Source organism: Lentzea sp. NBRC 102530 (genome assembly GCF_030269365.1).
In the GTDB taxonomy this organism is placed as follows: Bacteria; Actinomycetota; Actinomycetes; order Mycobacteriales; family Pseudonocardiaceae; genus Lentzea.
In genome coordinates, this window is sequence record NZ_BSTF01000002.1 from 417,471 (window position 1) to 442,982 (window position 25,512).

The following is a 25,512-nucleotide window of genomic DNA, read 5'->3' on the forward strand; positions in this document are numbered from 1 at the left end:
GGAGTTCCAGGCAAGTCGACTCACCAAGAACCTGTTTCTCGCCAAGAACGTGTTCCAGGAGGGTTGCGTGGAGGTCACCGCTGACGTGATCGTCATCGGCTTCGGTGCGGCCGGCGCGTGCGCCGCCCTCGAAGCCGCGGCGGCCGGTGCGTCCGTGGTGGTGCTGGACCGGTTCGCGGGCGGTGGCGCGACCGCGTTGTCCGGCGGCGTCGTCTACGCGGGCGGTGGGACGCGGCAGCAGGTCGAGGCCGGCGTGCCCGACTCCGTGGACGCGATGTACTCGTACCTGCGGCACGAGGTCCAGGACGCGGTGTCGCCCGGGACGTTGCGGCGGTTCTGCGAGGACAGCGCGCAGATGCTGGCCTGGCTGGAGGACCAGGGCGTGCCGTTCGACGCGCGCGTCTCGCCGTTCAAGACCTCGTACCCGACCGACGACCACTACCTGTACCTGTCCGGCAGCGAGGACGTCTGGCCCGACCCGGCACCGCGCGGGCACCGGACCAGGGCGAAAGGCACGTCGGGCCGCGAGTTCTTCGCCCGGCTGGCCGAGGCCACGCGCCGGGCCGGCGTGCGGGTCATGCCGCAGACCCGGGCCGTGGAGCTGGTGCAGGAGAACGGCCGGGTCACGGGCGTGCGGTGCCGGACGCTGACCGGAGTGGTGCGCCTCGTGCACCAGGCGTTGTCCAGGGCGGGCGCGAAGCCGTGGCTCTACTACCCGCCGCTGGGCAGGAAGCTGTTCGGGCTGGCCGCGTGGCTCGAACGGTTCAGCCGCCCGGTGGTGGTCACGGCCGGGCAGGGCGTGGTCATCGCGGCCGGCGGCTTCATCGCCGACCGGGCGCTGGTGCACGAACACGCCCCGGCGTACCGGGGCGGTCTCGCGCTGGGCACGCCGGGCGACGACGGCGGCGGGATCAGGCTCGGCGTCGCCGCCGGTGGGAAGACCGCGCGGATGGACAAGATCTCGGTGTGGCGCTTCGTCACGCCGCCCAGCGCGTTGCAGCGCGGAGTTCTGGTCGACTCACAGGGTCAACGGTTCGGGGACGCGCGGCTGTACGGCGCGGCCAACGGGACGGCGATCGTCGAGCGCGGCGGCAAGGCGTGGCTGCTGATCGACGACGAGATCCTGCGGGTGGCTCGCGCCCAGGTGAGGACGCAGACCGCGCCGTTCCAGCGTTGGCAGGTCCGCTACCTGCTCGGCCGCGGCCTCGTCACCGCTCCGACGATCGAGGAAGTGGCCAGGAAAGCCGGAATCGCGACGCCCGAACCGTTCGGGACGCCGCCCTACTCGTTGATCAACGTGTCGGTGCGCGCGGGGTTCGGCTACCCGTGCCCGATGCTCACGCTCGGCGGACTCGTCGTGGACGAGGACACCGGTCGGGTGCAGGGGGTCGCGGGTCTGTACGCGGCCGGGCGGTCGGCGGTCGGGATCTGCTCGGAGTCCTACGTGAGCGGCCTCGCGCTCGCCGACTGCGTCTTCTCGGGCCGCCGCGCCGGCGCCCACGTCGTGAGGGAGGCCAGGTGCTGACGACCCAGAACAGGGAGGCCGCCGCCGAGTTGCTGCGTGCGGCGGAACGGGACCGCGTGCCCATCAAACCGCTGGTGGAGCTGTACCCCGAGATCGACGTGGTGGACGCCTACGAGATCCAGCTGCTCAACATCCGCCACCGCAACCGGGACGTCGTCGGCCACAAGGTCGGGCTGTCGTCGCTGGCGATGCAGCAGATGATGGGCGTGGACGAACCCGACTACGGCCACCTGCTCGACGACATGCAGCTCGCCGGCACCGCGGACGCCTCGGCGTACCTGTACCCGCGGGTCGAGGTGGAGATCGCCTTCCTGCTGGCCCGCGACCTGCCCGGCGAGGGCTGCACGGTCTCCGACGTGCTGGAGGCCACCGAGTTCGTCGCCCCGGCCATCGAGCTGATCGACAGCCGGATCGAGAACTGGCGGATCGGGTTGCAGGACACCATCGCGGACAACGCGTCGTCGGCCGGGTTCATGCTCGGCTCCGAACGCGTCCGTCCGTCCGAACTGGACATCGGCGCGGTCGCGGCCACGTTGCGGCGCAACGGCGAGCTGGTCGCGGAGGGCCGGGGTGACGCCGTGCTGGGCGATCCGGCGATCGCCGTCGCGTGGCTCGCCCAGAAGGTCGCGGGCTTCGGCGTCCGGTTGCTCGCGGGCGACATCGTGCTGCCTGGGTCGTGCACGCGCGCGATCGACGCCGGTCCAGGGGACGAGTTCCACGCCGAGTTCGCCGGACTCGGCTCCGTCGACCTGAAATTCGAATGAGGTGACTGGGTGAAGGCGGCCATCGTCGGCTCCGGCAACATCGGCACCGACCTGCTCTACAAGCTCCTGCGCTCGCCGGTGCTCCAACCCCGCTGGATGGTCGGCGTCGACCCGGCCAGCGAGGGGCTGCGGCGCGCCGCCGACCTGGGGCTCGAGGTGTCGGTCGAGGGCGCGGAGTGGTTGCTGCGCCAGGACGAACTGCCGGACGTCGTGTTCGAGGCGACGTCCGCGGCGGTGCACCGGGCCAACGCCCCGCGCTACGCCGAGGCGGGGATCCGGGCGATCGACCTGACCCCGGCGGCGGTCGGCCCGTACGTCGTGCCGCCGGTGAACCTCGGCGAGCACGCGGACGCCCCCAACATCAACCTGATCACGTGCGGCGGCCAGGCCACGATCCCCATGGTGCACGCCGTGTCCCGGGTGGTGCCGGTGTCCTACGCGGAGATAGTGGCGAGTGTCGCGTCGGTGTCGGCGGGGCCGGGGACGCGCGCGAACATCGACGAGTTCACCCGCACGACCAGTCGCGGCATCGAGGCGATCGGGGGTGCCGGGCGGGGCAAGGCGATCATCGTGCTGAACCCGGCCGACCCGCCGATGATCATGCGCGACACGATCTTCTGCGCGATTCCCGAGGACACCGATCCCGATCCGATCACGGACTCGATCGCGCGCATGGAGACCGACATCCGTTCGTACGTCCCTGGATTCCGGCTGCTGCGCGAGCCGCAGTACGACGCGGGCCGCGTGGCGATCTTCGTGGAGGTCGCGGGAGCGGGCGACTTCCTGCCGGAGTACGCGGGCAACCTCGACATCATGACCGCCGCCGCGACCAAGGTGGGGGAGGAGATCGCCCGTGCAGCAGCGCCTGAACCTGCGGCTGACCGACACGTCACTGCGTGACGGCTCGCACCACAAGCGCCACCAGTTCACGGCCGACGACGTGCGCTCGATCGTGGCGGCACTGGACGGCGCCGGGGTCCCGGTGATCGAGGTGACGCACGGCGACGGGCTGGGCGGGTCGTCGTTCAACTACGGCTTCAGCCACACGCCCGAGCAGGAGCTGATCAAGGTCGCGGTCGAGACGGCGACGCAGGCCGAGATCGCCGTGCTGATGCTGCCGGGTGTCGGGGTGAAGGACGACATCCTCGTCTCCCAGGACAACGGCGCCTCGATCGTCCGGATCGCCACGCACTGCACCGAGGCCGACGTGTCCGTGCAGCACTTCCAGCTGGCGCGCGAACGCGGGCTGGAGACCGTCGGGTTCCTGATGATGGCGCACTCGCAGCCGCCCGAGGCGTTGGCGAAGCAGGCGCGGATCATGGCGGACGCCGGGTGCCAGTGCGTCTACGTGGTGGACTCGGCCGGAGCCCTGGTGCTGGAACAGGTTTCCGAGCGCGTCGAGGCCTTGGTCGCCGAACTCGGGGACGACGCCCAGGTCGGGTTCCACGGGCACGAGAACCTCGGGCTGAGCGTCGCGAACTCCGTCGCCGCTGCCCGGGCCGGGGCGGTGCAGATCGACGGCAGCGTGCGCGGATTCGGTGCTGGGGCGGGGAACACGCCCCTCGAAGCGTTTGTCGGCGTCTGCGACAAGCTCGGGTTCGAGACCGGCGTCGACTTCTTCAAGATCGTGGACGCGGCCGAGGACGTCGTGCGGCCCGTCATGCCCGACGAGTGCCTGCTCGACCGGATGGCGCTGATGATGGGGTACGCGGGCGTCTACTCCAGCTTCCTCAAACACGCCTACACGCAGGCGGAACGCTACGGCGTGTCCGGCGCGCAGATCCTCGTCCGCGCGGGAGAGCGCAAGCTCGTCGGCGGCCAGGAGGACCAGCTGATCGACATCGCACTGGAGCTGAGCAGGGAGAAAGTCCGATGAGCGAGGAAATCCTCGGCAAGGTGCGGGAGCTGTTGCCGGCGCTCGCCGAACGCGCGGCGGAGGCGGAGGAGCTGCGTCGCGTACCGCCGGAGTCGGTGAAGGCGTTGCAGGAGACCGGGTTCTTCCGGATGCTGCAACCCGCGCGGTACGGCGGCTTCGAGTCGCACCCGCTCGACTTCTACACCGCCGTGCGCCTGATCGGCAGCGCCTGCGGGTCGACCGGCTGGGTCGCGTCCGTGCTGGGCGTGCACCCGTGGCACGTCGGGCTGTTCGACGTGCGGGCGCAGGACGAGGTGTTCGGCGAGGACCAGGACACCCGGATCTCGTCTTCCTACGCGCCGACGGGTCGTGCGACGGCAGTCGAGGGCGGTTTCCGGTTCAGCGGCAAGTGGAGCTTCTCGTCGGGCTGCGACCACGCGACGTGGGTGCTGCTCGGCGGACTCGTGATGAACGACGAGGGCAAGCCGATCGACTTCCGCACGTTCCTGCTGCCGATCTCCGACTACACGATCAACGACGTGTGGGACACGGTCGGCCTGCGCGGCACGGGCAGCAACGACATCGTCGTGAACGACGTGTTCGTGCCGGAGTACCGGGCGCTGAGCATGCAGCACACCGCGCGGTGCGTCTGTCCCGGCCAGGAGGTCAATCCCGGCCCGTTGTTCCGCATGCCGTACGGGACGATCCACCCGTACGCCGTCACCGCGCCGATCATCGGCATGGCGACCGGCGCCTACGCCCTGCACGTCAACGCCACCCGCGAGCGAGTGCGGGCCGCGTACCTGGGCGAGAAGTCGGTGGAGGACCCGTTCGCACAGGTCAGGATCGCGACCGCGGCGGCCGACATCGACGTCGCGTGGTGGACGCTGGAGAAGGACATCACCGAGGAGTGGGAGCACGCCGTCGCCGGCACGAGGATCCCGCTCGACCTGCGCCTGCGGGCCCGGCGGGACCAGGTGCTCGGCAGCGGGCGGGCGCTCGGCGCGATCGACCTGCTCTTCGAGAGCGCGGGCGGCAAGGCGATCAACGCGGGCCTGCCGTTGCCCCGCTTCTGGCGCGACGCGCACGCCGCACGGGTGCACGCGGGCAACGACCCGGAGCGCGTGCTCGTGCTGTACGGCAAGAACGAGCTCGGCATCCAGGTCCGCGACGGGCTGTTCTGAGGGGGCGTTCCATGAGCGTGCGGTTGCACTACCACGAAGCCGGCGCCGGCAACGCCGAGACGCTGGTCATGCTGCACGGTGGCGGGCCGGGCGCGTCGGCGATGTCGAACTTCCGCGCGAACGTCCCGGTGTTCGCGAAGTCGTTCCGGGTGCTGGCGGTCGACATGCCGGGCTACGGGGCGTCCGAGAAGCCGGCCGAGCACGACCAGTACTTCACCTTCGCCTCCCGCGCCTTGAAGGACCTGCTGGACGAGCTGGGGGTGGAGCGGGCGCACATCCTCGGCAACTCCCTCGGCGGAGGCACGGCGGTCCGGTTCGCCCTCGACCACGGGAAGCGGGCCGGTCGGCTGGTGCTGATGGGGCCGGGCGGGTTGTCGCTCAACGTCTTCGCGCCCGATCCGACCGAGGGGGTGCGCAAGCTCAGCGCGTTCGCCAGGACGCCCACGCGGGAGAAGATCGAGGAGTTCCTGCGGATCATGGTGTTCGACCAGTCGCTGATCACCGAGGAGTTGATCGACGAACGGTTCGAGGCCGCGCGTCAGCCGGAGTCGTTGCGGGCGATGGCCGCGCTGGGCAAGTCGTTCTCCGGCCCCGACTTCGAGCAGGGCATGCTCTGGCGCGAGGCGTACCAGCTGCGGCAGCGGGTGTTGCTGGTGTGGGGCAGGGAGGACCGGGTCAACCCGCTCGACGGCGCGCTGCTCGCGACGAAGCTGATCCCGCGCGTGCGGCTGCACGTGTTCGGCGGGTGCGGGCACTGGGCGCAGCTCGAGAAGTTCGACGAGTTCAACAGGCTCGCCCTCGATTTCCTGACGGAGGCGTGATGGGCATCCGGTCTCTGGGTTATCTCCGGATCGAGGCCACCGACATGGACCGGTGGCGCGAGTTCGCGTTGAAGGTCCTCGGCCTGGTGGAGGGCAGGGGATCCACTCCCGGTGCTCTTTACCTGCGGATGGACGACTTCCCGGCTCGGCTGGTGATCGTGCCGGGGGATTCCGACCGGCTGCGGGCGTCCGGGTGGGAGGCCGCGACCGAGGCCGAACTGGAGGAGGTCGCGAAACGCCTGGCGTCGGCCGGGGTGTCGTACGTCGAGGGATCGGCCGAGGATCTCGCCGAACGGCGGGTGACCGGGCTGATCCGGTTCGAGGACCCGTCCGGCAACGTCCTGGAGGTGTTCCACGGGGCGGCGCTGGAGCATCGGCGCGTGGTGTCGCCGTACGGGCACCGGTTCGTGACGGAGGAGCAGGGGCTCGGGCACGTCGTGCTGTCCACTTCGGACGACGAGGCCGCGCTGCACTTCTACCGCGACGTGCTCGGGTTCCGGCTGCGCGACTCGATGCGGCTGCCCCCGCAGTTCGTCGGGCGTCCCGCGGACGGTCCTCCCGCGTGGCTGCGGTTCTTCGGCTGCAACCCGCGGCACCACAGCCTCGCGTTCCTGCCGATGCCGACGCCGAGCGGGATCGTGCACCTGATGCTCGAGGTGGAGAGCACCGACGACGTGGGCCTGACGCTGGACCGGGCGTTGCGGCGCAAGGTGCCGATGTCGGCGACCCTGGGCCGGCACGTCAACGACCTGATGTTGTCGTTCTACATGAAGACGCCCGGCGGGTTCGACGTCGAGTTCGGCTGCGAGGGACGGCAGGTGTCCGATGAGGACTGGATCGCACGGGAAAGCACGGCGGTGAGCCTGTGGGGACACGACTTCAGCGTTGGCCACCAGAAGTGACGGGGTCAGACGTAGCAGCCCGCTACCGTTCCGTGCTCGGTCACTTCTGCACCGGGGTGACCGTGGTGACCGGCACGTCCCCGGACGGCCCCGTCGGGTTCGCCTGCCAGGCGTTCGCGGCGCTGTCCCTGGACCCTCCGCTGGTCGTCTTCTGTCCACAGCGGACTTCGCGGAGCTGGGCGGCGATGGCGTCGTCCGGCGCGTTCTGCGTGAACGTGCTGGCGGAGGACCAGCGGGAGATCTCCACCGTGTTCGGCCGGGCCGGCGCCGACAAGTTCGCCGGCGTCTCCTGGACGCCGTCGGCCACCGGAGCGCCGGTGCTGGACGGGGCGTTGACGTGGGTTGACTGCGAGGTGTCGGTCGTGCACGACGCCGGCGACCACGTGATGGTCGTCGGCGCCGTGGTGGAGCTGGGGCCCGTGCGCGAGGCGCAGCCGCTGCTGTTCTACCGCGGCCGCTACGCCTCGCACGCCGAGCTGGACCCGCGCGGGTGGTCCGGCGAGGTGCTGGACACCCTGCTGACCTGGCAGCGCCAGTCAGAGTGGAGCTGAGGCGGTGACCCGCCAGACCGCGCCGGGGATGCGGACCTCGTCGTTCCCGACGAACTCGTCGAACGCGCCGCGGACCTCTTCGAGGATCCGGTCGGGGGTGGGTGACTCCCTGAGTGCCCGGGCGATGGGGCCGAGGTTGCTCAGGTACGGGATCAGCAGCGATTCCGGCATGGTGCAGACGCGGTCGACCGGTTCCAGTTCGACGTCGGTCCAGCCCGCGGCGCCGAGGATCTCGCGGGTCTTGTCCGGGTCCGCCAAGGCGTGCGGGCCCGGGCCGTCCGGGTCTGGCGGTGGGGCGTCGGGGAAGTACGGGGCGGCCGCTCTGGACGCCGTGCTCATGAACGGGTTCTCGTCCGCGGTGCGCCAGGTGACGAAGCACAGGTCGCCGGTCGCCGCCTTGCGGAGGTTGCGGAAAGCGGCGGTGGGGTCGTCGAAGAACATCACGCCGAAGCGGCTGACGACGAGGTCGAAGCTCTGGTCGAACTCGTGGGTCTGGGCGTCGGCCAGGACGAACTCGCCCGTGTCGTGGGCCCGGGCGGCGGTGAGCATGGACTCGGCGATGTCCACGCCCAGGCACCGGGCTCCGGTGGCCTCGACGAGGGCCCTCGTCACGGCGCCGGTGCCGCAGCCCACGTCCAGGACGGTGTGGCGGGGCCTGCTGGTCGCCGTTTCCACGATCAGGTCCTGGTACGGGCGCAGGACCAGGTCCACGATCTCCTGGGCGGTGGCCCAGCCCCGGCCCGCCGCGTTCCACCAGTCGGCCTGGGCCCGGTTCACGTCAGATGTCATGCTCGTACCGTCCTACTTCAAGTCGGCTTGAGGTCAAGTGTCGTGGACTCTGCTGAGATCGGCATCGGGGAAGTGGTCCGGCGGTCCGGGGTGCCGGCGTCCACCCTGCGGTACTACGAGGAGCGCGGGCTGATCGCCGCTGTCCGGCGGCAGGGGTTGACCCGGGTGTTCTCGGTCGCCGTGTTGCAGCAGCTGGCGTTGATCGCGGTCTGCCGGAATGCCGGGTTCTCGTTGGACGAGATCGCTTCGATGTTCTCCACTGACGGGCGGCCTTCGCCTGACCGGGGGATGCTGGCGGCGAAGGCCGATGAGCTGGACGCCACGATCTCCCGGTTGGCTTCGATCCGGGATGAGCTGAGGCACGCCGCTGCCTGCCCGGCGCCGTCACACCTGGAGTGCCCGTCGTTCCGGCGGGTGCTGGCGGCCGAACTGCCGAGGCCGAGCTGAGAACGTCTAGAGGCTCCACACCTGGGGTGCGACGGTGACCGCGGCCGCCTGGTACGGCGGCAGCGGCCTGCCCTCCACCACGACCTCCAGCGGCCACTTCTCCTTCAGGACCACCCAAAGCCGGCCCGACAGGCCCGAGAACGCGCCCAGCAGGTTCGCGGCCGGGTTGGTCTGCAGGACGTAGACCCACTTGGCGACGTCCGGCGCGCCCTCGAGGGGTTCGCGCCACGCTCGGCGCAGGCGGTGGCCTCCGTGGCGGGCCGCGTCCGCCGACAGGACGATGTCCGCCTTGGACGGGTCCGGGGCCGTCGACGGCGCGTGGGCGGTGAAGCGGTAGGCGACCGGGGGGACCTCGGGGATGGTGGGGACGGCGGCCAGGTCCGTGTCGTGTGGATCGTCCAGGGTGGACGCGATCAGGTCGCGTTCCTCGGGCGTGAGGCCGATGTTCTCGTACGCCATGGACATCAGCAGGGTGGCCTCGGCCTGGGCGGGCTCGCCGCCGAAGTAGTCCTCGCGCACCGAGCGGAGGGTGTCGTCCTCCAGGCGTCCGGCCAGGCGGGCGCACACGTCGGTGACGGTGGCGTAGGTCTTCACGTCCATGGGGATCACTTCTTTTTGTACGGGCCGAGATCGGTTTTGGTGACGTTACCCTGGTCGTCCTGGACTATCCGGATGACGCGGTCGCCCTTGGGGCCCTCCCAGGTCCAGCTGCCGTTGCCGCCGGTGTCGGGGTGGCTGTAGCGGGGCGGGGTGCCCTGCGGGATGCCCTGCGGGGCCGGGTTCGGGGCCGACGGGTTGAGGATCACGCCGGGGTTCGTGGCGTCCGGAGGGAAGGACGTGCGGATCTCGCCGGTGGACAGGACCGTGGTGCGGACCAGCACGCCGTCGACGACGCCCTCGTAGTTGTAGGCCCAGGCCGGGTCGCCGTTGGCGTCCTTGGTGGGTTTCGGGCCCGTCACCGGTGGGCCCTGCTGGGTCACCTGGTGCGAGGCGTCCAGGATCTTGGCCTCGTCCCAGCCCTTCGGGAACTCGGTCTTGCCGGCGAAGCCGGTGCCCGCGATGTGGCCGCCCTGCTTGCCGCCGTCGCCGTGGATGATGTGTTCTTTGGACGCGTCGCTGTGGTGGATGTCGTCCGCTTTGGGCGGCGTGGTCGGCTTGGCGGGCAGCGGTTTCTTGGTGGGCTGGTTGTTCTGCTGGTTGCCGCCCGGCTTGGTCGCCGGGGTGCCCGGGGTGTTGCCGCCGCCCGGGGTGCCGGACTGGGCCGCGGCCTTGGCCGCCTTGGTGGCGCTGGAGAGGCCCGCGCCCGCGTTGATGTTGCCGTGCTGCTGGGACGGTTTCTTCTTCGGGTTGCCGCCCGAGGGCGTGCCGCCACCGCCTGGGTTCTTGGGTTTGGGAGGCATCGGGGGCTATCCGTTCAGCAGCTTGGTGAGGTTGGTCAGGCTGGAGATCAGGGCCGTCGTGTAGGTGAGGATGCGGCCCGCCCACTTGACCACGGCCGCGACGATCTGCGCCGCGATCACCGGGATGGTGACCACGAAGATCGCCTCCACGGCCCAGACGATCACCCTGGCGACCAGGTCGGCGATGAGGTCGCGGACGATCTCGCGGGTCATCTCGACCAGGCCGCCGGCGCCCTCGGTGGCCGCCGCCATGGCGGCGGCGATGGCGGAGAGGCCGCCGATCGCGTCCACGTTGTTGACCATCAGGCGCTGGTAGGCCTCGGAGGCCTCGCCCTCCCAGCCGAGCAGGTCGCTCTCGAGGTCCGCGCGCAGGTCGGTGGCCATGTCGGCGAGTTCGGTCGCCATGTTGTTCCAGGTGGCGGCGTGGGCGCGGACGACGTCGGGCTTGCCGGTCAGCTCGTCGAGCACCTCGCGCAACGGGTCGAAGTACTCGATGGCCCAGCCGAGGCCGTTGGAGAGCAACGCGCTGATCGGGTCGAGGACGCTCGCGGCGACGTCGACGCCGAGGGACGCGCCGGCGAGCGCGTCGTCGACCCAGCCCTCGGTCTTGATGGCGTCGACGACTCCCTGGACGCCGTCGGCGAGGCTGGAGCCGGTCCACGCCCGGCGCGACGACTGGGTCGGCGCGATCAGGGAACCCTCGGTCACCGGTCACCGCCCGCGGCCTTGACGCGGTCGACGTTGTCCTGGTCGGCGGCGGTGTAGGAGTCCGCGCTGGAACGCAGTTCCTTCGCCACCAGCTCCAGGTTGTTCTCGACGTGCGCGATCACGTCGTCGATCTCGGTGTGCCTGCCCTCGAGCACGCCGGAGATCCACCCGCACAGCGCGCCGTACGCCTGGTCGTCGCCGGTGATGTGCGTGCTGGCGGCCTTGACCTTGGCGAACCGCTGCTTGATGGCGTCGATGCTGGCGGCGTGGGCGCGCAGCTGTTCCGCCTCGACGCTGAACCCGCTCACCAGCGCTCCTCGGTGAAGACCTGGCCGGAGTTGTCCTCGTCGTCCGGCTCGGGACGGGCCTTCGGCTTGTCCGGTTCGGCGCCGAGTTGCCGTCCGACGCTCTCCGCGATGGCACGGCCCGCCGCGGACTCCGTGCCGATGGTGTCGGCGATGATCTCCTGCGACTTCTGCGCGAGCTGACGGCGTGCGTCACCGAGGGTGGCCATGATCGTCGAGGCCACGGTCTCGGGGCTCACCCGCGAGATCCGGTCGGTGAGCTTCAGGTCCACCAGCGCGCCGGTCGAGTCGATCCGGACCTCGGCCATGCCGTCGGCGTCCTTCGCGGTCAGCCGCAGGCCCTGCAACTGGTCGCTCATCGACTTCGTGTCGGCGGCCAGCTTGTCGATCCGGCCCTTCCACGCTGCCAGACGCTCGCGGGCGTCGTCGGGGTCCAGGATCGCATCGGTCACGAGTGCGGAGTCTAGGCAGCGTGTTGATCATTTGTGGGCGGAACGAGCGAGCTGCTTCAAGTGGTCCTGCGGGCTGCCGAACAACTGGCGGCTGCCGTGCGCCCGCTTGAAGTAGAGGTGCGCGTCGTGCTCCCAGGTGATCGCGATGCCGCCGTGCAGCTGCACCATCTCCGCCGCGACCGCGAACAACGCCTCCGAGCAGTAGACCTTCGCCACCGTCGCGCTGGTCTCGTCGACGACGGCTCCCGCGGCCGACCGCGCCGTCTCGACCAGCACGTGCATGTCGGCCATGCGGTGCTTCAACGCCTGGAACGACCCGATCGGCCTGCCGAACTGCACCCGCGTCTTCGTGTGCTCGACGGTGAGCTCGAGCGCCCTGGCCGCCGTGCCGACCTGTTCCGCGGCCAGCGCCGCGATCGCCGCCGTCCGGACCGCCGGGTCCCACGGACCGAGCCGCGTGGCCGGGGCGCGGTCGAGGTGGACGGTGGCCAGCCGACGGGTCCGGTCCATCGCCGGGGTGTGCTCGGGGGTGACTTCGCGGACCTCGTAGAGGTGCTCCCCGTCGCTGACGACGAGGATCTCGGCGTGGTCGCCGTCGAGGACGTACCGGAAGGTGCCGGTCAGGTGGTCGCCGCCGGTGACCTGGGTGCCGTCCCACGGCCAGGCGAGGGTGGCGATGGCGCCGTTCGCGATCCTCCGCAGCAGTTCGTCGTGCTTGACGCTGAGCAGCGCGTGCGTGGCGATGGTCGTGGCCAGCAACGGAGACGGCGTGAGCGTGCGGCCGAGTTCTTCGAGCACGACGCAGGTGTCCTGGGCCGTGGCCCCGGAACCGCCGAACTCCTCGGGGATCGGCAGCACACCCATGCCGCTGAGGCGCGCCCACACGTCCTCGTCGTAGCCGTGCGGGGTTTCGACGGCGGCGCGGACGTCCGAGTGCTTGGCGAGCAAGCCGCGGACCGCGTCCCTGAGTGCCAGTTGTTCGGGGGTCACAACGCCTCCAGCACGCGGGCTCGGTGCAACGACGGACTGCCCCACGCCGTGCGCAGGGCTCGGGTCTGCAGGAGGAACCGGCCCAGCTCGTGCTCGGCGGTGTAGCCGATCGCGCCGTGCACCTGCAGCGCGGTGCGGGCGGCCTGCCAGGCGGCGTCGGAGGTGGCGACCTTGGCGGCCGACACGTCGCGGGTGGTGAGGGTGACGGCGGCACCCCGGACGAGCGGGCGGGCGAGTTCGAGTCCTATGAGGACGTTCGCGAGGTGGTGCTTGACCGCCTGGAACCGGCCGATGGGCTGGCCGAACTGGTGGCGCGCCTTGACGTACGCGGTGGTCATCTCCAGCACGGCCCGGCCGAGGCCGAGCAGCTGGGCCGAGCAGGTGAGGACGCCGAGGTCGAACGCGCGGGCGGTGGGGACGCCGGTGGCGATCACCGGGCCGGGGGAGAGTCCGACCAGGTGGCGGGTCGGGTCGACGGACTCCGGTTCGGCGGTGGGGGTGGCCTCGTGGAGGGTGTCGGCGTCGGCGAGGAGGTAGCGGTCGGCTCGGACCGCGTGGGGGAGCAGGGGCGGGAAGGCCACCGACCAGGTCGCCCCGGGCTCGGCCCCGGTCCCAGCGCCAACCCCTGCCCCACCCAGCAGCATCGGCACCACCGCCAGCGTCTCGATCCACGGCCCTGCCAGCGCGTGGTGCCCGATCTCCTCGAACACCACCACCAGGTCGACCGGGTCGGTCACCTCGTCCACGCCGAGCGAGGCGAGATCGGTCTTGCCCGACCCCAGGAACCCGTGCAGCACGGCCGCGAGGTCCGTCTGCTCCGGTGACAGCGTGAACATCATCGCGGCAGCCCCAGGATCCGTTCGGCGATCACGTTGCGCTGGATCTCGTTGGTACCGGCGTAGATCGGGCCGGACAGCGAGAACACCCACCCGTCCCGCCACCCCGGCGCCACCTCGCCGAGCAGGTCGAGCGCCGTCTCGTGCAGCGCCACGTCGAGTTCCGACCAGAACACCTTCGTGACGCTCGCCGCCGGACCGCTGAGAGGTGACGCCAACGCCCCGTAGGTGTGCAGCCGGTAGGCCTGGGCGCCGATCCACGCGTCCACCACGCGGTCGCGCAACGCCGGGTCGGGGTTCTTGCGGTACAGCTCCACCAGCCGGGACGCCGCCGCCGTGAACCGGCCGGGGGAGCGCAGGGTGAGGCCGCGTTCGTTGCCCGCGGTGCTCATGGCCACGCGCCAGCCGTCGCCCACCTCGCCGACGACGTCCTGGTCCGGCACGAAGACGTCGTCCAGGAAGATCTCGGCGAAGCCCGGTTCGCCGTCGAGTTGGTCGATCGGGCGGACGGTGACGCCGGGGGCGCGCAGGTCGAAGAGCAGGTAGGTCAGGCCGCGGTGGCGTTCGCCGGGGCCCGTGCGGAACAGGCCGAACGCGCGGTCGGCGAAGGCGGCGCGGGAGCTCCACGTCTTGGCGCCGTTCAGCAGCCAGCCGCCGTCGCAGCGGGTCGCGGTGCCGCGCAACGACGCCAGGTCCGAGCCCGCCTCCGGTTCGGACCAGGCCTGCGCCCACACCTGCTCGCCGCGGGCCATCGCGGGCAGGATCCGGTCGCGTTGCTCGTCGGTCCCGAAGCCGAACAAGGTGGGCGCCAGCAGGAAGATGCCGTTCTGGGAGACCCGGCCGGGCGCTCCGGCGGCGTGGTACTCCTCCTCGAACACCAGCCACTGCAGCAAAGACGCCTCGCGCCCGCCGTACGAGCGGGGCCACGAGACGACCGAGAGGCGTGCGTCCGCGAGCTGACGTTCCCACGCGCGGTGCTCCGCGAAGCCCGCGGCGGTGTCCATCGAGGACAGTGGACGGACGTGGGTGGCGAGCCACGAGCGCACCTCGGACTGGAAGTCGAGGGTGGCGGCGTCCAGGTCGAGGTCCATCAGCCGGAGGCCCTCTTCATCGCGCGGGCGTCCATCCCGGCCAGCGCGTCGGAACCGACCTCGGCGTTGTGCGCGTGCGCGAAGTGGTGCAGGCCGAAGACCGAGTCCATGCCTGCCCGCAGGCCCATCAGGTCCTCGGACTGGTTCACCGCCTTCTTGGCGAGCGCCAGCCCGAACCGCGGCATCGCCGAGATCCGTCCGGCCAGCTCGAAAGTCGTCGACTCCAGCGCGTCACGGGCAACGACGCGCGAGACCATGCCCCACTCGTAGGCGCGCTGGGCCGAGAAGCGGTCGCCGGTGAAGAGCACCTCCTTGGCGGCGCGCGGGCCGAGGACCCACGGGTGCGCGAAGTACTCGACGCCCGGGATCCCCATGCGCACCACCGGATCGGCGAAGAACGCGTCCTCGGCGGCGACGATCAGGTCGCAGATCCAGGCGAGCATCAGGCCACCGGCGACGCAGGCGCCCTGCACCATCGCGATCGTCGGCTTCGGGATCTCCCGCCACCGCCGGCACATGCCGAGGTAGACCTCCATCTCGCGGGCGAACCGGAGGTCACCGCCCTCGCGGCCGACGTGGTCCCACCACATCACCGCCCTGCGTTCGAAGGACTGGTCGACGTCCCGGCCGGGCGAGCCGATGTCGTGGCCCGCCGAGAAGTGGTCACCGGCGCCCGCCAGGACGATCACCTTCACCTCGTCGTCGTCCACCGCGCGGGTGAACGCCTCGTCCAGCGCGTAGGTCATCGCCGAGTTCTGCGCGTTGCGGTACTCGGGGCGGTTCAGGGTCACGACGGCGACCGCGTCCCGCCGTTCGTACGTGACAGTCACGCGTTCTCCTTGCGCAGTCGGGTTTTGAGGACCTTGCCCATGGCGTTGCGGGGGAGCGCGGGCACGAACTCGACCGCACGCGGCACCTTGTAGTTCGCGAGCCGCTCCTTGCAGAACGAGATCACGTCCGAGGCGTCCAGCGAGGCACCCGGAGCCGTCACGACGAACGCCAGGCCCACCTCGCCGAGACGTGCGTCGGCCATGCCCACGACGGCCACCTCCGCGATTCCGGGAAGCCGGGCCAGCGCCTGTTCGACCTCGGCCGGGTAGACGTTGAACCCGCCGCAGATGTACATGTCCTTGAGCCGGTCGGTGATCGAGAGGTACCCGCGCGAGTCGATCGCGCCGACGTCCCCGGTGTGCAGCCAGCCGTCCGCGTCCACGGCGAGAGCCGTGGCCTCGGGGTCGTCGAGGTAGCCGAGCATCACGTTCGGCCCGCGCAGCAACACCTCGTTCCGCTCGCCGAGCCGCAGTTCGAACCCGGCCATCGGCGCCCCGCACGTGTACGCCACCGTCTCCGGTGAGTCACCAGGACGGCACATCGTCGCGACCACGGCCTCGGTGAGCCCGTAGGCCGTCAGCACGGTCAACGACAACTCGGCGCGCATCCGTTCGACCAGCACCACCGGCACGACCGCGGCCCCCGTCACCGCCAGCCGCAGGCTCGACAGGTCGAACGACGACCGCTCGGGGTGGTCGAGCAACGCCTGGAAGATCGTCGGCGGCCCCGGCAGCACGGTGATCCGCTCGCGCTCGATCAGCCGCATCGTCTCCACGACGTCGAACACCGGCTGCGGCACGATCGTCGCCCCGCTGAGCAGACAGGCCAGAATCCCCGCCTTGTAACCGAAGGTGTGGAAGAAGGGGTTGACGATCAGATAGCGGTCGGCGGCGGTCAGCTCGCCGCACGCCGCCCAGGCCTCCGCAACGCCCAACGACTGCCGGTGCGCACTCATCGCACCCTTGCTGCGCCCGGTCGTCCCGGACGTGTACATGACGTCGCACAGCTGATCCGGCTCCAGCACCGGAAGAGCGGTGTCGGCGTCCACCCACTCGAACGGCAGCCGCACCACCGCGGGCAGGTCCGCGGACAACGCCCGCAGTTCAGCCTCGCGATCCCGCCCGAGGAACCACCCCTCGACCACGAGCACGCGTGCGGCGCTGCGCCGCAGGACGTCCAGGGTCTCGGTGGCCGTGAACCGGGTGTTGATCGGCACCAGCGCCGCCCCCGCGTGCAACGCCCCGAGCGCCGCCACCACCCAGGCCCCGGAGTTCGGTGCGCACAACGCCACCCGGTCACCCGGCCGCACGCCCATCCCGGCGAGCGCCCGCGCGGCCGTCAGCACGGCGGCACGCAACTCCCGGAACGAGAGGCGAACCTCCCCGTCCACCAACGCCTCCGCGTCGATGTACGAAGCAGCGGCGCCTTCGAGCACGGCTGAAACCGTTTCCCTGCTTGGAACGTTCGACACGACGCCCTCCAAAGCAAGTGCTTGGTAGGTTAGAGTATGGCGCATGGAGTCCTTCCGGCGCGAGGTGCGGGAATGGTTGTCCGCCAACCTCGTCGGTGAGTTCGCTGAGCTTCGTGGCCTGGGTGGTCCCGGCCGCGAGCACGAGGCGTTCGAGGGCAGGCTGCGCTGGCACCGGCACCTCGCGCGGAGCGGCTGGACGTGCCTCGGCTGGCCCGGCGAGCGCACGGTCGAGGAACAGGTGGTCTTCCACGAGGAGTACGCCGAGGCCGACGCCCCGGCCAAGGTCGACATCGTCGGCGAGGGCCTGCTCGGGCCGACGCTCGTCGCGTTCGGCACGCGGCAGCAGAAGGAACGCTTCCTGCCCAGGATCCGCAGCCTCGACGAGCTGTGGTGCCAGGGCTACTCCGAACCGGGCGCGGGTTCGGACCTCGCCTCCGTCCAGACGAAAGCGCGCCTCGAAGGCGGCAGGTGGGTGATCGACGGCCAGAAGATCTGGACGTCCAACGCCCACTACTCGGACTGGATCTTCGTGCTGTGCCGCACCGAGCCGGGTTCGCAACGCCACCACGGCCTGTCGTACCTGCTCGTGCCGATGGACCAGCCCGGCGTCGAGGTCAGGCCGATCCGCCAGCTCACCGGCACGTCCGAGTTCAACGAGGTCTTCTTCGACGGCGCCGTGACGGTCGAGGAGAACGTGGTCGGCGAGCCCGGCGAGGGCTGGAAGATCGCGATGGCCACCCTGGGGTTCGAACGCGGCACCGCGATGCTCGGCCACCAGGTCGGCTTCCGCCGGCAGCTCGACGCGATCATGGCGAACAGCGACGACGAACGCCTCACCAGGGCGTGGGTGGAACTGCACGTCATGCGCTCGCACACACTCAGAACCCTCGACGACGAACCGGGGCCGGAGGCGTCCGTGCTGAAGCTCTTCTGGGCGGGCTGGCACCGCAGGCTCGGCGAACTCGCGATGGACTCCCTCGGCCCGGAGTCGATGATCGACGACAACGAGTGGCAGCGGATGTTCCTGTTCAGCCGCGCCGAGACCATCTACGGCGGGTCGGACGAGATCCAGCGCGAGATCATCGCCCACCGCATCCTGGGGCTGCCGCGATGACCGGTCACGACCTGCTCAAGGGCAAGATCGTCGTGGTCACGGCCGCGGCGGGCACCGGCATCGGCTCGGCCACCGCGCAGCGCTGCCTCGAAGAGGGCGCGACCGTGGTCATCAGCGACTGGCACGAGCGCAGGCTCGAGGAGACCCACGAGAAGCTCGGCACCGATCACGCCATCCCGTGCGACGTCACCAAGGAAGAGCAGGTGCAACGGCTCGTCGACGAGACCGTCGCCCGCCACGGCCGCATCGACGTGATGGTCAACAACGCCGGCCTCGGCGGTGAGAAGGCGATCACGGACATGGCCGACGAGGAGTGGGCCAGGGTTCTCGACGTCACGCTCAACGGCACGTTCCGCTGCACCAGGGCCGCGTTACGCCACATGGTCGCCCAGCGAAGCGGTGTCGTCGTTAACAACTCCAGTGTGATCGGCTGGCGGGCCCAGAGGGGTCAAGCCCATTACGCCGCAGCGAAAGCGGGCGTCATGGCGCTGACCAGGTGCGCCGCGATGGACGTCGCCGAGCACGGCATCCGGGTGAACGCCGTCGCGCCCAGCTTGGCGGCGCACCCGTTCCTGGCCAAGGTCACCAGTGAGGAGTTGCTGACGGAGCTGGCGTCCCGGGAGGCCTTTGGGCGCGCCGCCGAGCCCTGGGAGGTCGCGAATGTGATCGTGTTCCTCGCCAGCGACTACTCGTCCTACCTGACGGGCGAGGTCGTCTCGGTGAGCAGTCAGCACCCGTGAGGAAGGACCGAACGATGAGCACCCGGAGGGCCGAGCTGCTGGAGCTCGCCGCGCAGATGTTCGCCGAACGCGGCTACGGCCAGACGACGGTGAGGGACATCGCGGACGCGGCGGGCATCCTGTCCGGCAGCCTGTACCACCACTTCGACTCGAAGGAGTCGATGGTGGACGAGATCCTGCGGACGTTCCTGGACGAGCTGTTCAGCTCGTACCGGGAGATCGTGGAGGCCGGTCTCGGTCCGAAGCAGACGTTGAAGGCGCTGGTGGTGGCGTCGTTCGAGTCGATCGACACCCGGCACGCGGCCGTCGCGATCTACCAGAACGAGGCCAAGCACCTCACCGGGATCGAGCGGTTCGCCTACATCGAGGACCGCAGCGTCGAGTTCCGCAAGCTGTGGACGGTGCTGCTGGAGGAGGGCATGAGCGCGGGCGTGTTCCGCGCCGACCTCGACGTGGACGTGGCGTACCGGTTCATCCGCGACACGGTGTGGGTGGCCGTGCGGTGGTACCGGCCGGAGGGCGACCTGGCGGCGGACGCGGTCGCCGACCAGTACCTCGCGATCCTGCTCGACGGCATCGCCACGGGCCGCCGGAAGAACGCCAAGACGTAGCAAGGACGGACAAGGAGGGCCCTCGTGGCCGAGGCGTACATCATCGAGGCTGTGCGGACCCCGGCGGGCAGGCGTGGTGGCGAGCTCAGCCACGTGCACCCCGCCGATCTCGGCGCGCACGTGATCACGGCGCTGCTGGGCCGCGTCGACGTCGACCCGACGGACGTGGACGACGTGATCTTCGGCTGCGTGGACACCGTCGGCCCGCAGGCGGGCGACATCGCGCGGACGTCCTGGCTCGCCGCCGGTTTCCCCGAGCAGGTGCCGGGTGTGACGGTCGACCGGCAGTGCGGGTCGAGCCAGCAGGCGCTGCACTTCGCGGCGCAGGCGGTGATGAGCGGCACGGCCGACGTCGTGGTCGCGGGCGGCGTGCAGAACATGTCGCAGGTGCCGATCGGCTCGGCGATGACGGCCGGTCCGGGAGCGAGGAGTCCGTTCGAGGGCTGCGAGGGCTGGCAGCACCGCTACGGCGACGAGGAGGTCAGCCAGTTCCGGGCGGCCGACCTGATCGCCGTGCGCTGGGACCTGTCACGGCGCGAGATGGAGGACTTCGCGCTGCAGAGCCACCTCCGGGCGATCACCGCGATCAAGGAGGGGCGGTTCGACCGGGAGATCGCGCCGGTGAACGGGATCGCGGCCGACGAGTGCCCGCGGCCGGACACCAGCGCGGAGAAGATGGCGAAGCTGCAACCGTTGCGGCCCGGGGGACGGACGACGGCCGCGCTGTCGTCGCAGATCTCCGACGGCGCCTCGGCGGTGCTGGTCGTGTCGGAACGGGCGGTGCGCGAGCACAAGCTGACGCCGCGGGCGCGCGTGCACCACATGTCGGCGCGCGGATCGGACCCGATCTACATGCTGACCGCGCCGATCCGGGCGACGAAGTACGCGCTCGACCGGGCCGGGATGTCCATTGCGGACATCGACCTGTTCGAGATCAACGAGGCGTTCGCGTCGGTCGCGATGGCGTGGGCCAAGGAGCTCGAGGTCGACCTCGGGCGCGTGAACGTCAACGGCGGGGCGTTGGCGCTGGGCCACCCGATCGGCGCGACGGGCACGAAGCTGTTCACGACGTTGCTGCACGAGCTGGAGCGCACGGGGGGCCGGTACGGGCTGCAGACGATGTGCGAGGGCGGCGGTCAGGCGAACGTGACGATCATCGAACGGCTCTGAGCCGGTCGATCGCGGTCTCGGCGTCCCGCACGATCGACTCGATGAGCTCGGCGCAGGTGGGCAGGTCGTGGAGGAGTCCCGCGACCTGACCCGACGCGAGCACGCCCGCATCCGTGCGGCCCTCGACCAGTCCTGCCTTGAGCAGCATCGGCGTGTTCGCGGCCATGATCACCTGGGACCAGGTGAGGTCCCTGCCGTGCTTCATCGCCAGGCCTTCGCGGATCATCGTGCGCCAGCTCAGCCCGGTGTGCTGCCGGAACCGGGCTGCGTTCGTGATCGCCCTGGTGAGGCTGCTGATCCGGCCGGCCTTCTCCAGGTGCTCGACCAGGTCCGAGCGCAGGACTCGGTGCGGCAGGCCGTCGACGCGCGTCGTCACGACAGTGCCGTTGAGATCCCGTTGCAGGTAGACCTGTTTCACCGGGTCCGGGACGGTGCTCTCCCGGGTGAGCAGGAACCGGGTGCCCATCGCGATGCCGGCCGCGCCGTACGCGAGCGCTGCCGCGAGCCCCCGGCCGTCGAAGAAGCCACCGGCCGCGACCACCGGGATGTCGACGGCGTCCAGCACGCTCGGCAGCAGCAACGTCGTGGCGACCCCGCCGGTGTGGCCGCCGCCCTCGCCGCCCTGGACGATCACGGCGTGCGCGCCCCACTTCGCGACCTTCTCCGCGTGCCTGGCCGCGCCGATCGACGGGATGACGACGACACCCGCGTCGGTCAGCTTCGCGATCATGTCCGGTTTCGGTGCCAGCGCGAAGGAAGCGACCTTCACCTCCTCGCGGATCAGCAGGTCGATCCGTTCGGGGGCGTCGTGGGCGTCCGCGCGCAGGTTCACGCCGAACGGCGCGGAGGTGCGCGACCGGGTCTCCTTGATCGCCGCTTCGAGTTCGGGGTAGGTCATGGTCGCCGAGGCGAGGACACCGAGGCCACCGGCTTCGGCGGTCGCGGAGACCAGCTTGGGCCCGGCGACCCAGCCCATCCCGGTCTGCACGACCGGGTGCCGCACGCCGACGAGGTCCGTCAGCGCGGTCCTCATGCCGGCACTTCCTTGTCCCGCTTGGCTCCGGGGTCGAGCCTGGTCCTGATCAGCTGCAGCTCCTCGTCGGTCGGGAGCCGGGTCTCGGTGACGTCCTCGGCGACGAGGTCGAACGACGTCTGCTCCCGCACCTCGTCGACCGAGACGCCGGGGTGCACCGAGACGATCCGCATCGAGTGGCCGGGCGTGGCGAAGTCGAGCACGGCGAGGTTCGTGACGACGCGGTGGACGTCGTGGAACGGTCCGGCCGCCTTGTCGTAGCCGACGCCCGAGACCACGTCCACGGCCTCGACCAGCACGCGCGGGCTGTGCTTCGGCACCCAGTAGCTGGTGCGGTGGTTGACGGTGTTGCCCGGTGCGCCGCGGAACCCGAGGAGTTGCCGGGTGGGTTTCGCGTGGTCGCCGATCGCCGAGATGTTCTGGTTGCCGAACCGGTCGACCTGGTTCGCGCCCATCACGACGTGCCGCCGCCCGTGCGCGACCACGTCGAACACCTTCCGGTACGGCAGCCAGCCCTCCACAGTGGACTCCGGCGTGAGCAGGAACGCCTCGCCGTCGCTCAGCAGCAGGTCCGGTTCGGTGGTGAGCCGCGCCAGCCGCGCACCGAGCGACGGGATCAGGCCCATCGGGCTGGCGAGGGTCTCCCCGGCGCCCAGGAACAGGTCGGCGCAGGCGGCGACGCAGACCTCGGCCCGCGTGATGTCGCTCATCGGAGGAACCTCTCGTAGAAGGCGGGCCACTGCTCCAGGTCCGCGGCGGCGTTCGCGTACTCGCGTTGTAGCGCCTCGTCGCGCGGGTAGTCGGGTACGCAGCTCGTGAACCCCGCACCACCAGGGGCCTCCACCACGCCGTCGACCATCATCCGGTTGAGCAGCAACGTCTGCGGCGGGCCGTCGAACGTCTCCACGACCTGCTCGCACGAGACGTAGCGCCGGTCGGCGGCCAGGCAGAAGAGGTCGTCGAAGTACGGGTCGGGGCCGAGGTACTGGGCGTTGCCGTGCCTGTCCGCGCGGTTGAGGTGGACGAGCGCCACGTCGAGCTTGAGCGCCGGCATGGCGACGAGTTCCTCGCCGTCGTCGTAGGGCGACCGCACGGTCTTGATTTCCGGCGCGTACTTCAGGACGTCCGACCCCAGGCCCGCTCTGATCGGCAGGAACGGCAACCGGTGCGCGGCCGCCCGCAGCCCGGTCTGGAACATGCCCTCGTCGAGTTCGAGGACCTCGATCGCGCCGGTCTCGCGCGCCCGTTTGAACCACGGGTCGTACGGGATCGTGTCGAGCGAGACGAAGCCGTAGACCAGTTTGCGCACCTTGCCCGCCGCGCACAGCACTCCGGCGTCCGGGCCGCCGTAGGTGACGACGGTGAGGTCTTTCGCTTCGGACCTCAGCAAGGCTTTGACCAGGGTCATCGGCTTGCGCCGCGAGCCCCAGCCGCCGATGCCGACGGTCATCCCGTCCTTGATCTCGCCGACGACCTCGTCAGCTGTCATTCGCTTGTCGCGCATGGTTTCCGTCCAGGAAGGCCTGCCGGGCGTGGTCCGACGCACCGGTGAGGTTCAGCTCGAAGGTGAAGCCCTGCTCGAAGCGGTAGCTCTGGTGCACGCGCTGCGGGTCGATGCCGTTGATCGCCTCCTTGGCCGCGCGGATCACCGACGTGTCCTTCTTCGCGATCTCTTCGGCGATCTCGCGTGCCGCGTCGTCGAGCTGCGCGCGCGGGACGACTTCGACGACGCTGCCGTGGTGGTGGAGGGTGTGCGCGCTGACGTTGCGGGCCGTGTAGTACAGCGTCCGCATGAGGTGCTGCGGCACGAGCCTGGCCAGGTGCGTGGCCGCGCCGAGCGCGCCCCGGTCGACCTCGGGCAGGCCGAACGTGGCGTCGTCGGAGGCCACGACGATGTCCGCGTTGCCGACCAGCCCGACCCCGCCGCCGAGGCAGAAGCCGTTCACCGCGGCGATCACCGGCACCTCGCAGTCGTACACGGCCGCGAAGGCCTTGAAGCACCCCCGGTTCGCCGCGACGAGCGCGTTGTAGCCCTCGGTCCGCTGGATCTCCTTCAGGTCGACGCCCGCGCAGAAGCCGCGGTTCTCGGCCCTGAGGATCACCACGCGCGCGTCCGGGTCCTCGCCCGCCGCCGTGATGGTCCTGCCCAGCTCGAACCAGCCCTGCGACGGGATGGCGTTGACCGGCGGGTAGTCGATGGTGACTTCGATGATGCCGTTTTCGGTGTGGCTGCTGGAGATTCCCATGGAGCCGCCTTCCGAACCAAGCGATTGCTTGGTAATTTAGCAGTGCCGGAGCGACCGGGGTAGGTGCTGGTGGAACTGGACCTCGACGGAGCAGTGGTCCTGGTGACGGGCGGAGTGCGGGGTGTCGGTCTCGGCATCACCCGTGCGTTCCTGTCGGCGGGCGCTGTCGTTGTCACGTGTGCCCGTCGTCCCGCCGAGGTCGAGGGCGCGTCGTTCGTGCCGTGCGACGTCCGGGACGCGGACCAGGTGTCCGGGCTGGTGGCCGCGGTGGTGGCGGAGCACGGGCGGTTGGACGTGGTGGTCAACAACGCGGGCGGTGCGCCGTTCGCGTTGGCGGACAGGGCTTCGCCGCGCTTCCACTCGAAGATCGTCGAGCTGAACCTGCTGGCACCGTTGCTGGTGTCGCAGGCGGCGAACGCGGTCATGCAGGAGCAGGGTTCCGGGGCGATCGTGAACGTCAGCAGCGTGAGCGGGCGGAGGCCGTCGCCGGGGACCGCCGCCTACGGGGCCGCGAAGGCCGGTCTGGACAGTCTGACGTCGTCGCTCGCCGTCGAGTGGGCGCCGAAGGTGCGGGTCAACGCGCTGGCCGTGGGGATGGTGCGGACGGAACAGTCCCATCTGCACTACGGCTCGGAGGCCGGGATCGAGGCCGTGGCGAGGACCGTGCCGCTGGGACGCCTCGCGACGCCGGACGAAGTCGGTGCGTGCGCGGTGTTCCTGGCTTCACCGCTGGCCTCTTACGTGAGTGGCGCGACGTTGGTCGTGCATGGCGGGGGAGAGGCACCCGCGTTCCTGACGGCAGCCGATGGGGGTAGTTCATGAGCCGGGTCGTGATCGTGACGGGTGCGGGGCGGGGCATCGGCCGGGCGCACGCGCTGGCGTTCGGCGCTTCGGGCGCACGGGTCGTGGTGAACGACCTGTCGGCCGAGGTCGCCGGCGAGGTCGCCGCGATGATCGGGCCCACCGCGATCGTGAACACCGACGACGTGGGCACGTGGTCCGGTGCCCAGCGGTTGGTCTCGTCAGCGGTCGAGGCGTTCGGCGGGCTGGACGTGCTGGTCAACAACGCGGGCATCGTGCGGGACCGGATGGTCGTGGGGTGCGGTGAGGACGAGTGGGACGAGGTCGTCCGGGTGCACCTGAAGGGGCACTTCGCGACCTTGCACCACGCTGCCGCGCATTGGCGTGCCGTGGCGAAGGCGGGCGGGGCGGTCAGCGGCCGGGTGATCAACACGTCGTCCGGTGCCGGGCTCTTCGGCAGTGTCGGGCAGGCGAACTACTCGGCGGCCAAGGCGGGCATCGCGTCGTTGACGCTGGTCGCGGCCGCGGAACTGGCCCGCTACGGCGTGACGGTCAACGCGATCGCGCCCGCCGCGCGGACGCGGATGACCGAGGCGACGTTCGCGGACGTGATGGCGGCCCCTGCCGAGGGGTTCGACGCGATGTCGCCGGAGAACGTCTCGCCGCTGGTGGTGTGGCTCGGCAGTGAGGAGGCCGGGGACGTCACGGGCCGGATGTTCGAGGTCGACGGCGGGCGGGTGTGCGTGGTGCACGGGTGGCAGCGGGGACCGGAGATCGACAAGGGGGCGCGGTGGTCGCCGGACGAACTGGGTGTGGTCGTGCGCAAGCTGGTGGCGGACGATCATCCGACGCCGGTCTACGGAGCCGAGTAACTT

The 25,512-nt window shown here is 70.6% G+C and carries 30 protein-coding genes; 15 read left to right on the top strand and 15 right to left on the bottom strand.

The features are described from left to right. Positions 1-67: 67 nt before the first annotated feature. From QSK25_RS05465 to hsaB, 8 genes are read left to right on the top strand one after another with little or no spacing between them, the layout of a single operon-like run. Positions 68-1,525, top strand: coding sequence for an FAD-binding protein (locus QSK25_RS05465; protein WP_285633862.1), 1,458 nt, complete (start codon positions 68-70; stop codon positions 1,523-1,525). After that, the gene (locus QSK25_RS05470) at positions 1,519-2,289 is read left to right on the top strand and encodes a 2-keto-4-pentenoate hydratase (protein ID WP_285633865.1); all 771 of its coding nucleotides are present in this window, start codon (positions 1,519-1,521) and stop codon (positions 2,287-2,289) included. The genes QSK25_RS05465 and QSK25_RS05470 overlap by 7 nt, the downstream gene beginning before the upstream one ends. A gap of 9 nt (positions 2,290-2,298) precedes the next feature. Beyond that, positions 2,299-3,189: an acetaldehyde dehydrogenase (acetylating) gene (locus QSK25_RS05475; RefSeq protein ID WP_285633868.1), complete on the top strand. Its 891-nt coding sequence runs from the start codon at positions 2,299-2,301 to the stop codon at positions 3,187-3,189. Further along, entirely contained in the window at positions 3,143-4,165 is a 1,023-nt protein-coding gene (dmpG, locus tag QSK25_RS05480; protein WP_285633871.1) for a 4-hydroxy-2-oxovalerate aldolase, read from the top strand. Before QSK25_RS05475 ends, dmpG begins: the two co-directional genes overlap by 47 nt. Then, complete coding sequence (hsaA, locus tag QSK25_RS05485; protein WP_285633873.1) at positions 4,162-5,328, top strand: 3-hydroxy-9,10-secoandrosta-1,3,5(10)-triene-9,17-dione monooxygenase oxygenase subunit; 1,167 nt, start codon at positions 4,162-4,164, stop codon at positions 5,326-5,328. Before dmpG ends, hsaA begins: the two co-directional genes overlap by 4 nt. Before the next feature lie 11 nt (positions 5,329-5,339). Next, positions 5,340-6,149, top strand: a complete 810-nt coding sequence (hsaD, locus tag QSK25_RS05490) for a 4,5:9,10-diseco-3-hydroxy-5,9,17-trioxoandrosta-1(10),2-diene-4-oate hydrolase (protein WP_285633877.1) — start codon at positions 5,340-5,342, stop codon at positions 6,147-6,149. After that, entirely contained in the window at positions 6,149-7,051 is a 903-nt protein-coding gene (hsaC, locus tag QSK25_RS05495) for an iron-dependent extradiol dioxygenase HsaC (RefSeq protein ID WP_285633880.1), read from the top strand. Before hsaD ends, hsaC begins: the two co-directional genes overlap by 1 nt. Next, positions 7,048-7,602: a 3-hydroxy-9,10-secoandrosta-1,3,5(10)-triene-9,17-dione monooxygenase reductase subunit gene (gene hsaB / locus QSK25_RS05500; RefSeq protein ID WP_285633883.1), complete on the top strand. Its 555-nt coding sequence runs from the start codon at positions 7,048-7,050 to the stop codon at positions 7,600-7,602. The genes hsaC and hsaB overlap by 4 nt, the downstream gene beginning before the upstream one ends. On the opposite strand, the gene QSK25_RS05505 is transcribed toward hsaB, so the two are convergent. Further along, positions 7,588-8,391, bottom strand: coding sequence for a class I SAM-dependent methyltransferase (locus tag QSK25_RS05505; protein WP_285633886.1), 804 nt, complete (start codon positions 8,389-8,391; stop codon positions 7,588-7,590). The genes hsaB and QSK25_RS05505 overlap by 15 nt on opposite strands. A gap of 42 nt (positions 8,392-8,433) precedes the next feature. Between QSK25_RS05505 and QSK25_RS05510 the strand changes: the two genes are divergently transcribed. Next, positions 8,434-8,838, top strand: a complete 405-nt coding sequence (locus tag QSK25_RS05510) for a helix-turn-helix domain-containing protein (protein WP_285633931.1) — start codon at positions 8,434-8,436, stop codon at positions 8,836-8,838. A gap of 6 nt (positions 8,839-8,844) precedes the next feature. Here QSK25_RS05510 and QSK25_RS05515 read toward each other — a convergent pair whose 3' ends face one another. The 10 genes from QSK25_RS05515 to QSK25_RS05560 are packed head-to-tail and all read right to left on the bottom strand — an operon-like array spanning position 8,845 to position 16,886. Next, positions 8,845-9,438, bottom strand: a complete 594-nt coding sequence (locus QSK25_RS05515; RefSeq protein ID WP_285633934.1) for a hypothetical protein — start codon at positions 9,436-9,438, stop codon at positions 8,845-8,847. 5 nt (positions 9,439-9,443) lie between these two features. Next, entirely contained in the window at positions 9,444-10,238 is a 795-nt protein-coding gene (locus tag QSK25_RS05520) for an EndoU domain-containing protein (protein ID WP_285633937.1), read from the bottom strand. Positions 10,239-10,244: 6 nt separating this feature from the next. Then, on the bottom strand, positions 10,245-10,946 hold the full coding sequence (locus tag QSK25_RS05525; protein WP_285633940.1) for a WXG100 family type VII secretion target: 702 nt from the start codon (positions 10,944-10,946) through the stop codon (positions 10,245-10,247). Continuing rightward, positions 10,943-11,254, bottom strand: coding sequence for a type VII secretion target (locus tag QSK25_RS05530; RefSeq protein ID WP_352235708.1), 312 nt, complete (start codon positions 11,252-11,254; stop codon positions 10,943-10,945). The genes QSK25_RS05525 and QSK25_RS05530 overlap by 4 nt, the downstream gene beginning before the upstream one ends. Further along, a complete protein-coding gene (locus QSK25_RS05535; protein ID WP_285633943.1) occupies positions 11,251-11,703 on the bottom strand; it encodes a YbaB/EbfC family nucleoid-associated protein in 453 nt (150 codons plus the stop codon). Before QSK25_RS05535 ends, QSK25_RS05530 begins: the two co-directional genes overlap by 4 nt. A gap of 27 nt (positions 11,704-11,730) precedes the next feature. Then, positions 11,731-12,693 (bottom strand): acyl-CoA dehydrogenase family protein, encoded by a 963-nt coding sequence (locus tag QSK25_RS05540; RefSeq protein WP_285633947.1) that lies wholly within the window; start codon positions 12,691-12,693, stop codon positions 11,731-11,733. Next, the gene (locus QSK25_RS05545; RefSeq protein ID WP_285633950.1) at positions 12,690-13,532 is read right to left on the bottom strand and encodes an acyl-CoA dehydrogenase family protein; all 843 of its coding nucleotides are present in this window, start codon (positions 13,530-13,532) and stop codon (positions 12,690-12,692) included. Before QSK25_RS05545 ends, QSK25_RS05540 begins: the two co-directional genes overlap by 4 nt. After that, the gene (locus tag QSK25_RS05550) at positions 13,529-14,620 is read right to left on the bottom strand and encodes an acyl-CoA dehydrogenase family protein (RefSeq protein ID WP_285633953.1); all 1,092 of its coding nucleotides are present in this window, start codon (positions 14,618-14,620) and stop codon (positions 13,529-13,531) included. The genes QSK25_RS05545 and QSK25_RS05550 overlap by 4 nt, the downstream gene beginning before the upstream one ends. Next, a complete protein-coding gene (locus tag QSK25_RS05555) occupies positions 14,620-15,450 on the bottom strand; it encodes an enoyl-CoA hydratase (RefSeq protein ID WP_285633956.1) in 831 nt (276 codons plus the stop codon). The genes QSK25_RS05550 and QSK25_RS05555 overlap by 1 nt, the downstream gene beginning before the upstream one ends. Continuing rightward, positions 15,447-16,886 carry a FadD3 family acyl-CoA ligase gene (locus QSK25_RS05560; protein ID WP_502881809.1) on the bottom strand — a complete coding sequence of 480 codons (1,440 nt, stop codon included), beginning with the start codon at positions 16,884-16,886 and terminating at the stop codon, positions 15,447-15,449. The genes QSK25_RS05555 and QSK25_RS05560 overlap by 4 nt, the downstream gene beginning before the upstream one ends. 79 nt (positions 16,887-16,965) lie before the next feature. Between QSK25_RS05560 and QSK25_RS05565 the strand changes: the two genes are divergently transcribed. From QSK25_RS05565 to QSK25_RS05580, 4 genes are read left to right on the top strand one after another with little or no spacing between them, the layout of a single operon-like run. Beyond that, positions 16,966-18,036, top strand: coding sequence for an acyl-CoA dehydrogenase family protein (locus QSK25_RS05565; RefSeq protein WP_285633962.1), 1,071 nt, complete (start codon positions 16,966-16,968; stop codon positions 18,034-18,036). Beyond that, entirely contained in the window at positions 18,033-18,776 is a 744-nt protein-coding gene (locus QSK25_RS05570; protein WP_285633965.1) for an SDR family oxidoreductase, read from the top strand. The genes QSK25_RS05565 and QSK25_RS05570 overlap by 4 nt, the downstream gene beginning before the upstream one ends. 14 nt (positions 18,777-18,790) lie before the next feature. Next, positions 18,791-19,387: a TetR/AcrR family transcriptional regulator gene (locus QSK25_RS05575; protein WP_285633968.1), complete on the top strand. Its 597-nt coding sequence runs from the start codon at positions 18,791-18,793 to the stop codon at positions 19,385-19,387. Positions 19,388-19,411: 24 nt separating this feature from the next. Then, positions 19,412-20,557, top strand: a complete 1,146-nt coding sequence (locus QSK25_RS05580; RefSeq protein WP_285633971.1) for an acetyl-CoA C-acetyltransferase — start codon at positions 19,412-19,414, stop codon at positions 20,555-20,557. Here QSK25_RS05580 and QSK25_RS05585 read toward each other — a convergent pair. The 4 genes from QSK25_RS05585 to QSK25_RS05600 are packed head-to-tail and all read right to left on the bottom strand — an operon-like array spanning position 20,541 to position 23,836. Continuing rightward, positions 20,541-21,590 (bottom strand): NAD(P)H-dependent flavin oxidoreductase, encoded by a 1,050-nt coding sequence (locus QSK25_RS05585; protein ID WP_285633974.1) that lies wholly within the window; start codon positions 21,588-21,590, stop codon positions 20,541-20,543. The genes QSK25_RS05580 and QSK25_RS05585 overlap by 17 nt on opposite strands. Beyond that, positions 21,587-22,300, bottom strand: a complete 714-nt coding sequence (locus QSK25_RS05590) for a CoA-transferase subunit beta (RefSeq protein ID WP_285633977.1) — start codon at positions 22,298-22,300, stop codon at positions 21,587-21,589. Before QSK25_RS05590 ends, QSK25_RS05585 begins: the two co-directional genes overlap by 4 nt. Then, positions 22,297-23,094: a CoA transferase subunit A gene (locus tag QSK25_RS05595; RefSeq protein WP_285633980.1), complete on the bottom strand. Its 798-nt coding sequence runs from the start codon at positions 23,092-23,094 to the stop codon at positions 22,297-22,299. The genes QSK25_RS05590 and QSK25_RS05595 overlap by 4 nt, the downstream gene beginning before the upstream one ends. Continuing rightward, positions 23,069-23,836 (bottom strand): enoyl-CoA hydratase family protein, encoded by a 768-nt coding sequence (locus tag QSK25_RS05600; RefSeq protein WP_285633983.1) that lies wholly within the window; start codon positions 23,834-23,836, stop codon positions 23,069-23,071. Before QSK25_RS05600 ends, QSK25_RS05595 begins: the two co-directional genes overlap by 26 nt. 63 nt (positions 23,837-23,899) lie before the next feature. On the opposite strand from QSK25_RS05600, the gene QSK25_RS05605 reads away from it, so the two are divergent. Together QSK25_RS05605 and QSK25_RS05610 are read left to right on the top strand one after the other, a co-directional pair. After that, positions 23,900-24,658 (top strand): SDR family oxidoreductase, encoded by a 759-nt coding sequence (locus QSK25_RS05605; RefSeq protein ID WP_285633986.1) that lies wholly within the window; start codon positions 23,900-23,902, stop codon positions 24,656-24,658. Continuing rightward, the gene (locus QSK25_RS05610; RefSeq protein ID WP_285633989.1) at positions 24,655-25,509 is read left to right on the top strand and encodes an SDR family oxidoreductase; all 855 of its coding nucleotides are present in this window, start codon (positions 24,655-24,657) and stop codon (positions 25,507-25,509) included. The genes QSK25_RS05605 and QSK25_RS05610 overlap by 4 nt, the downstream gene beginning before the upstream one ends. Positions 25,510-25,512: the final 3 nt, after the last annotated feature.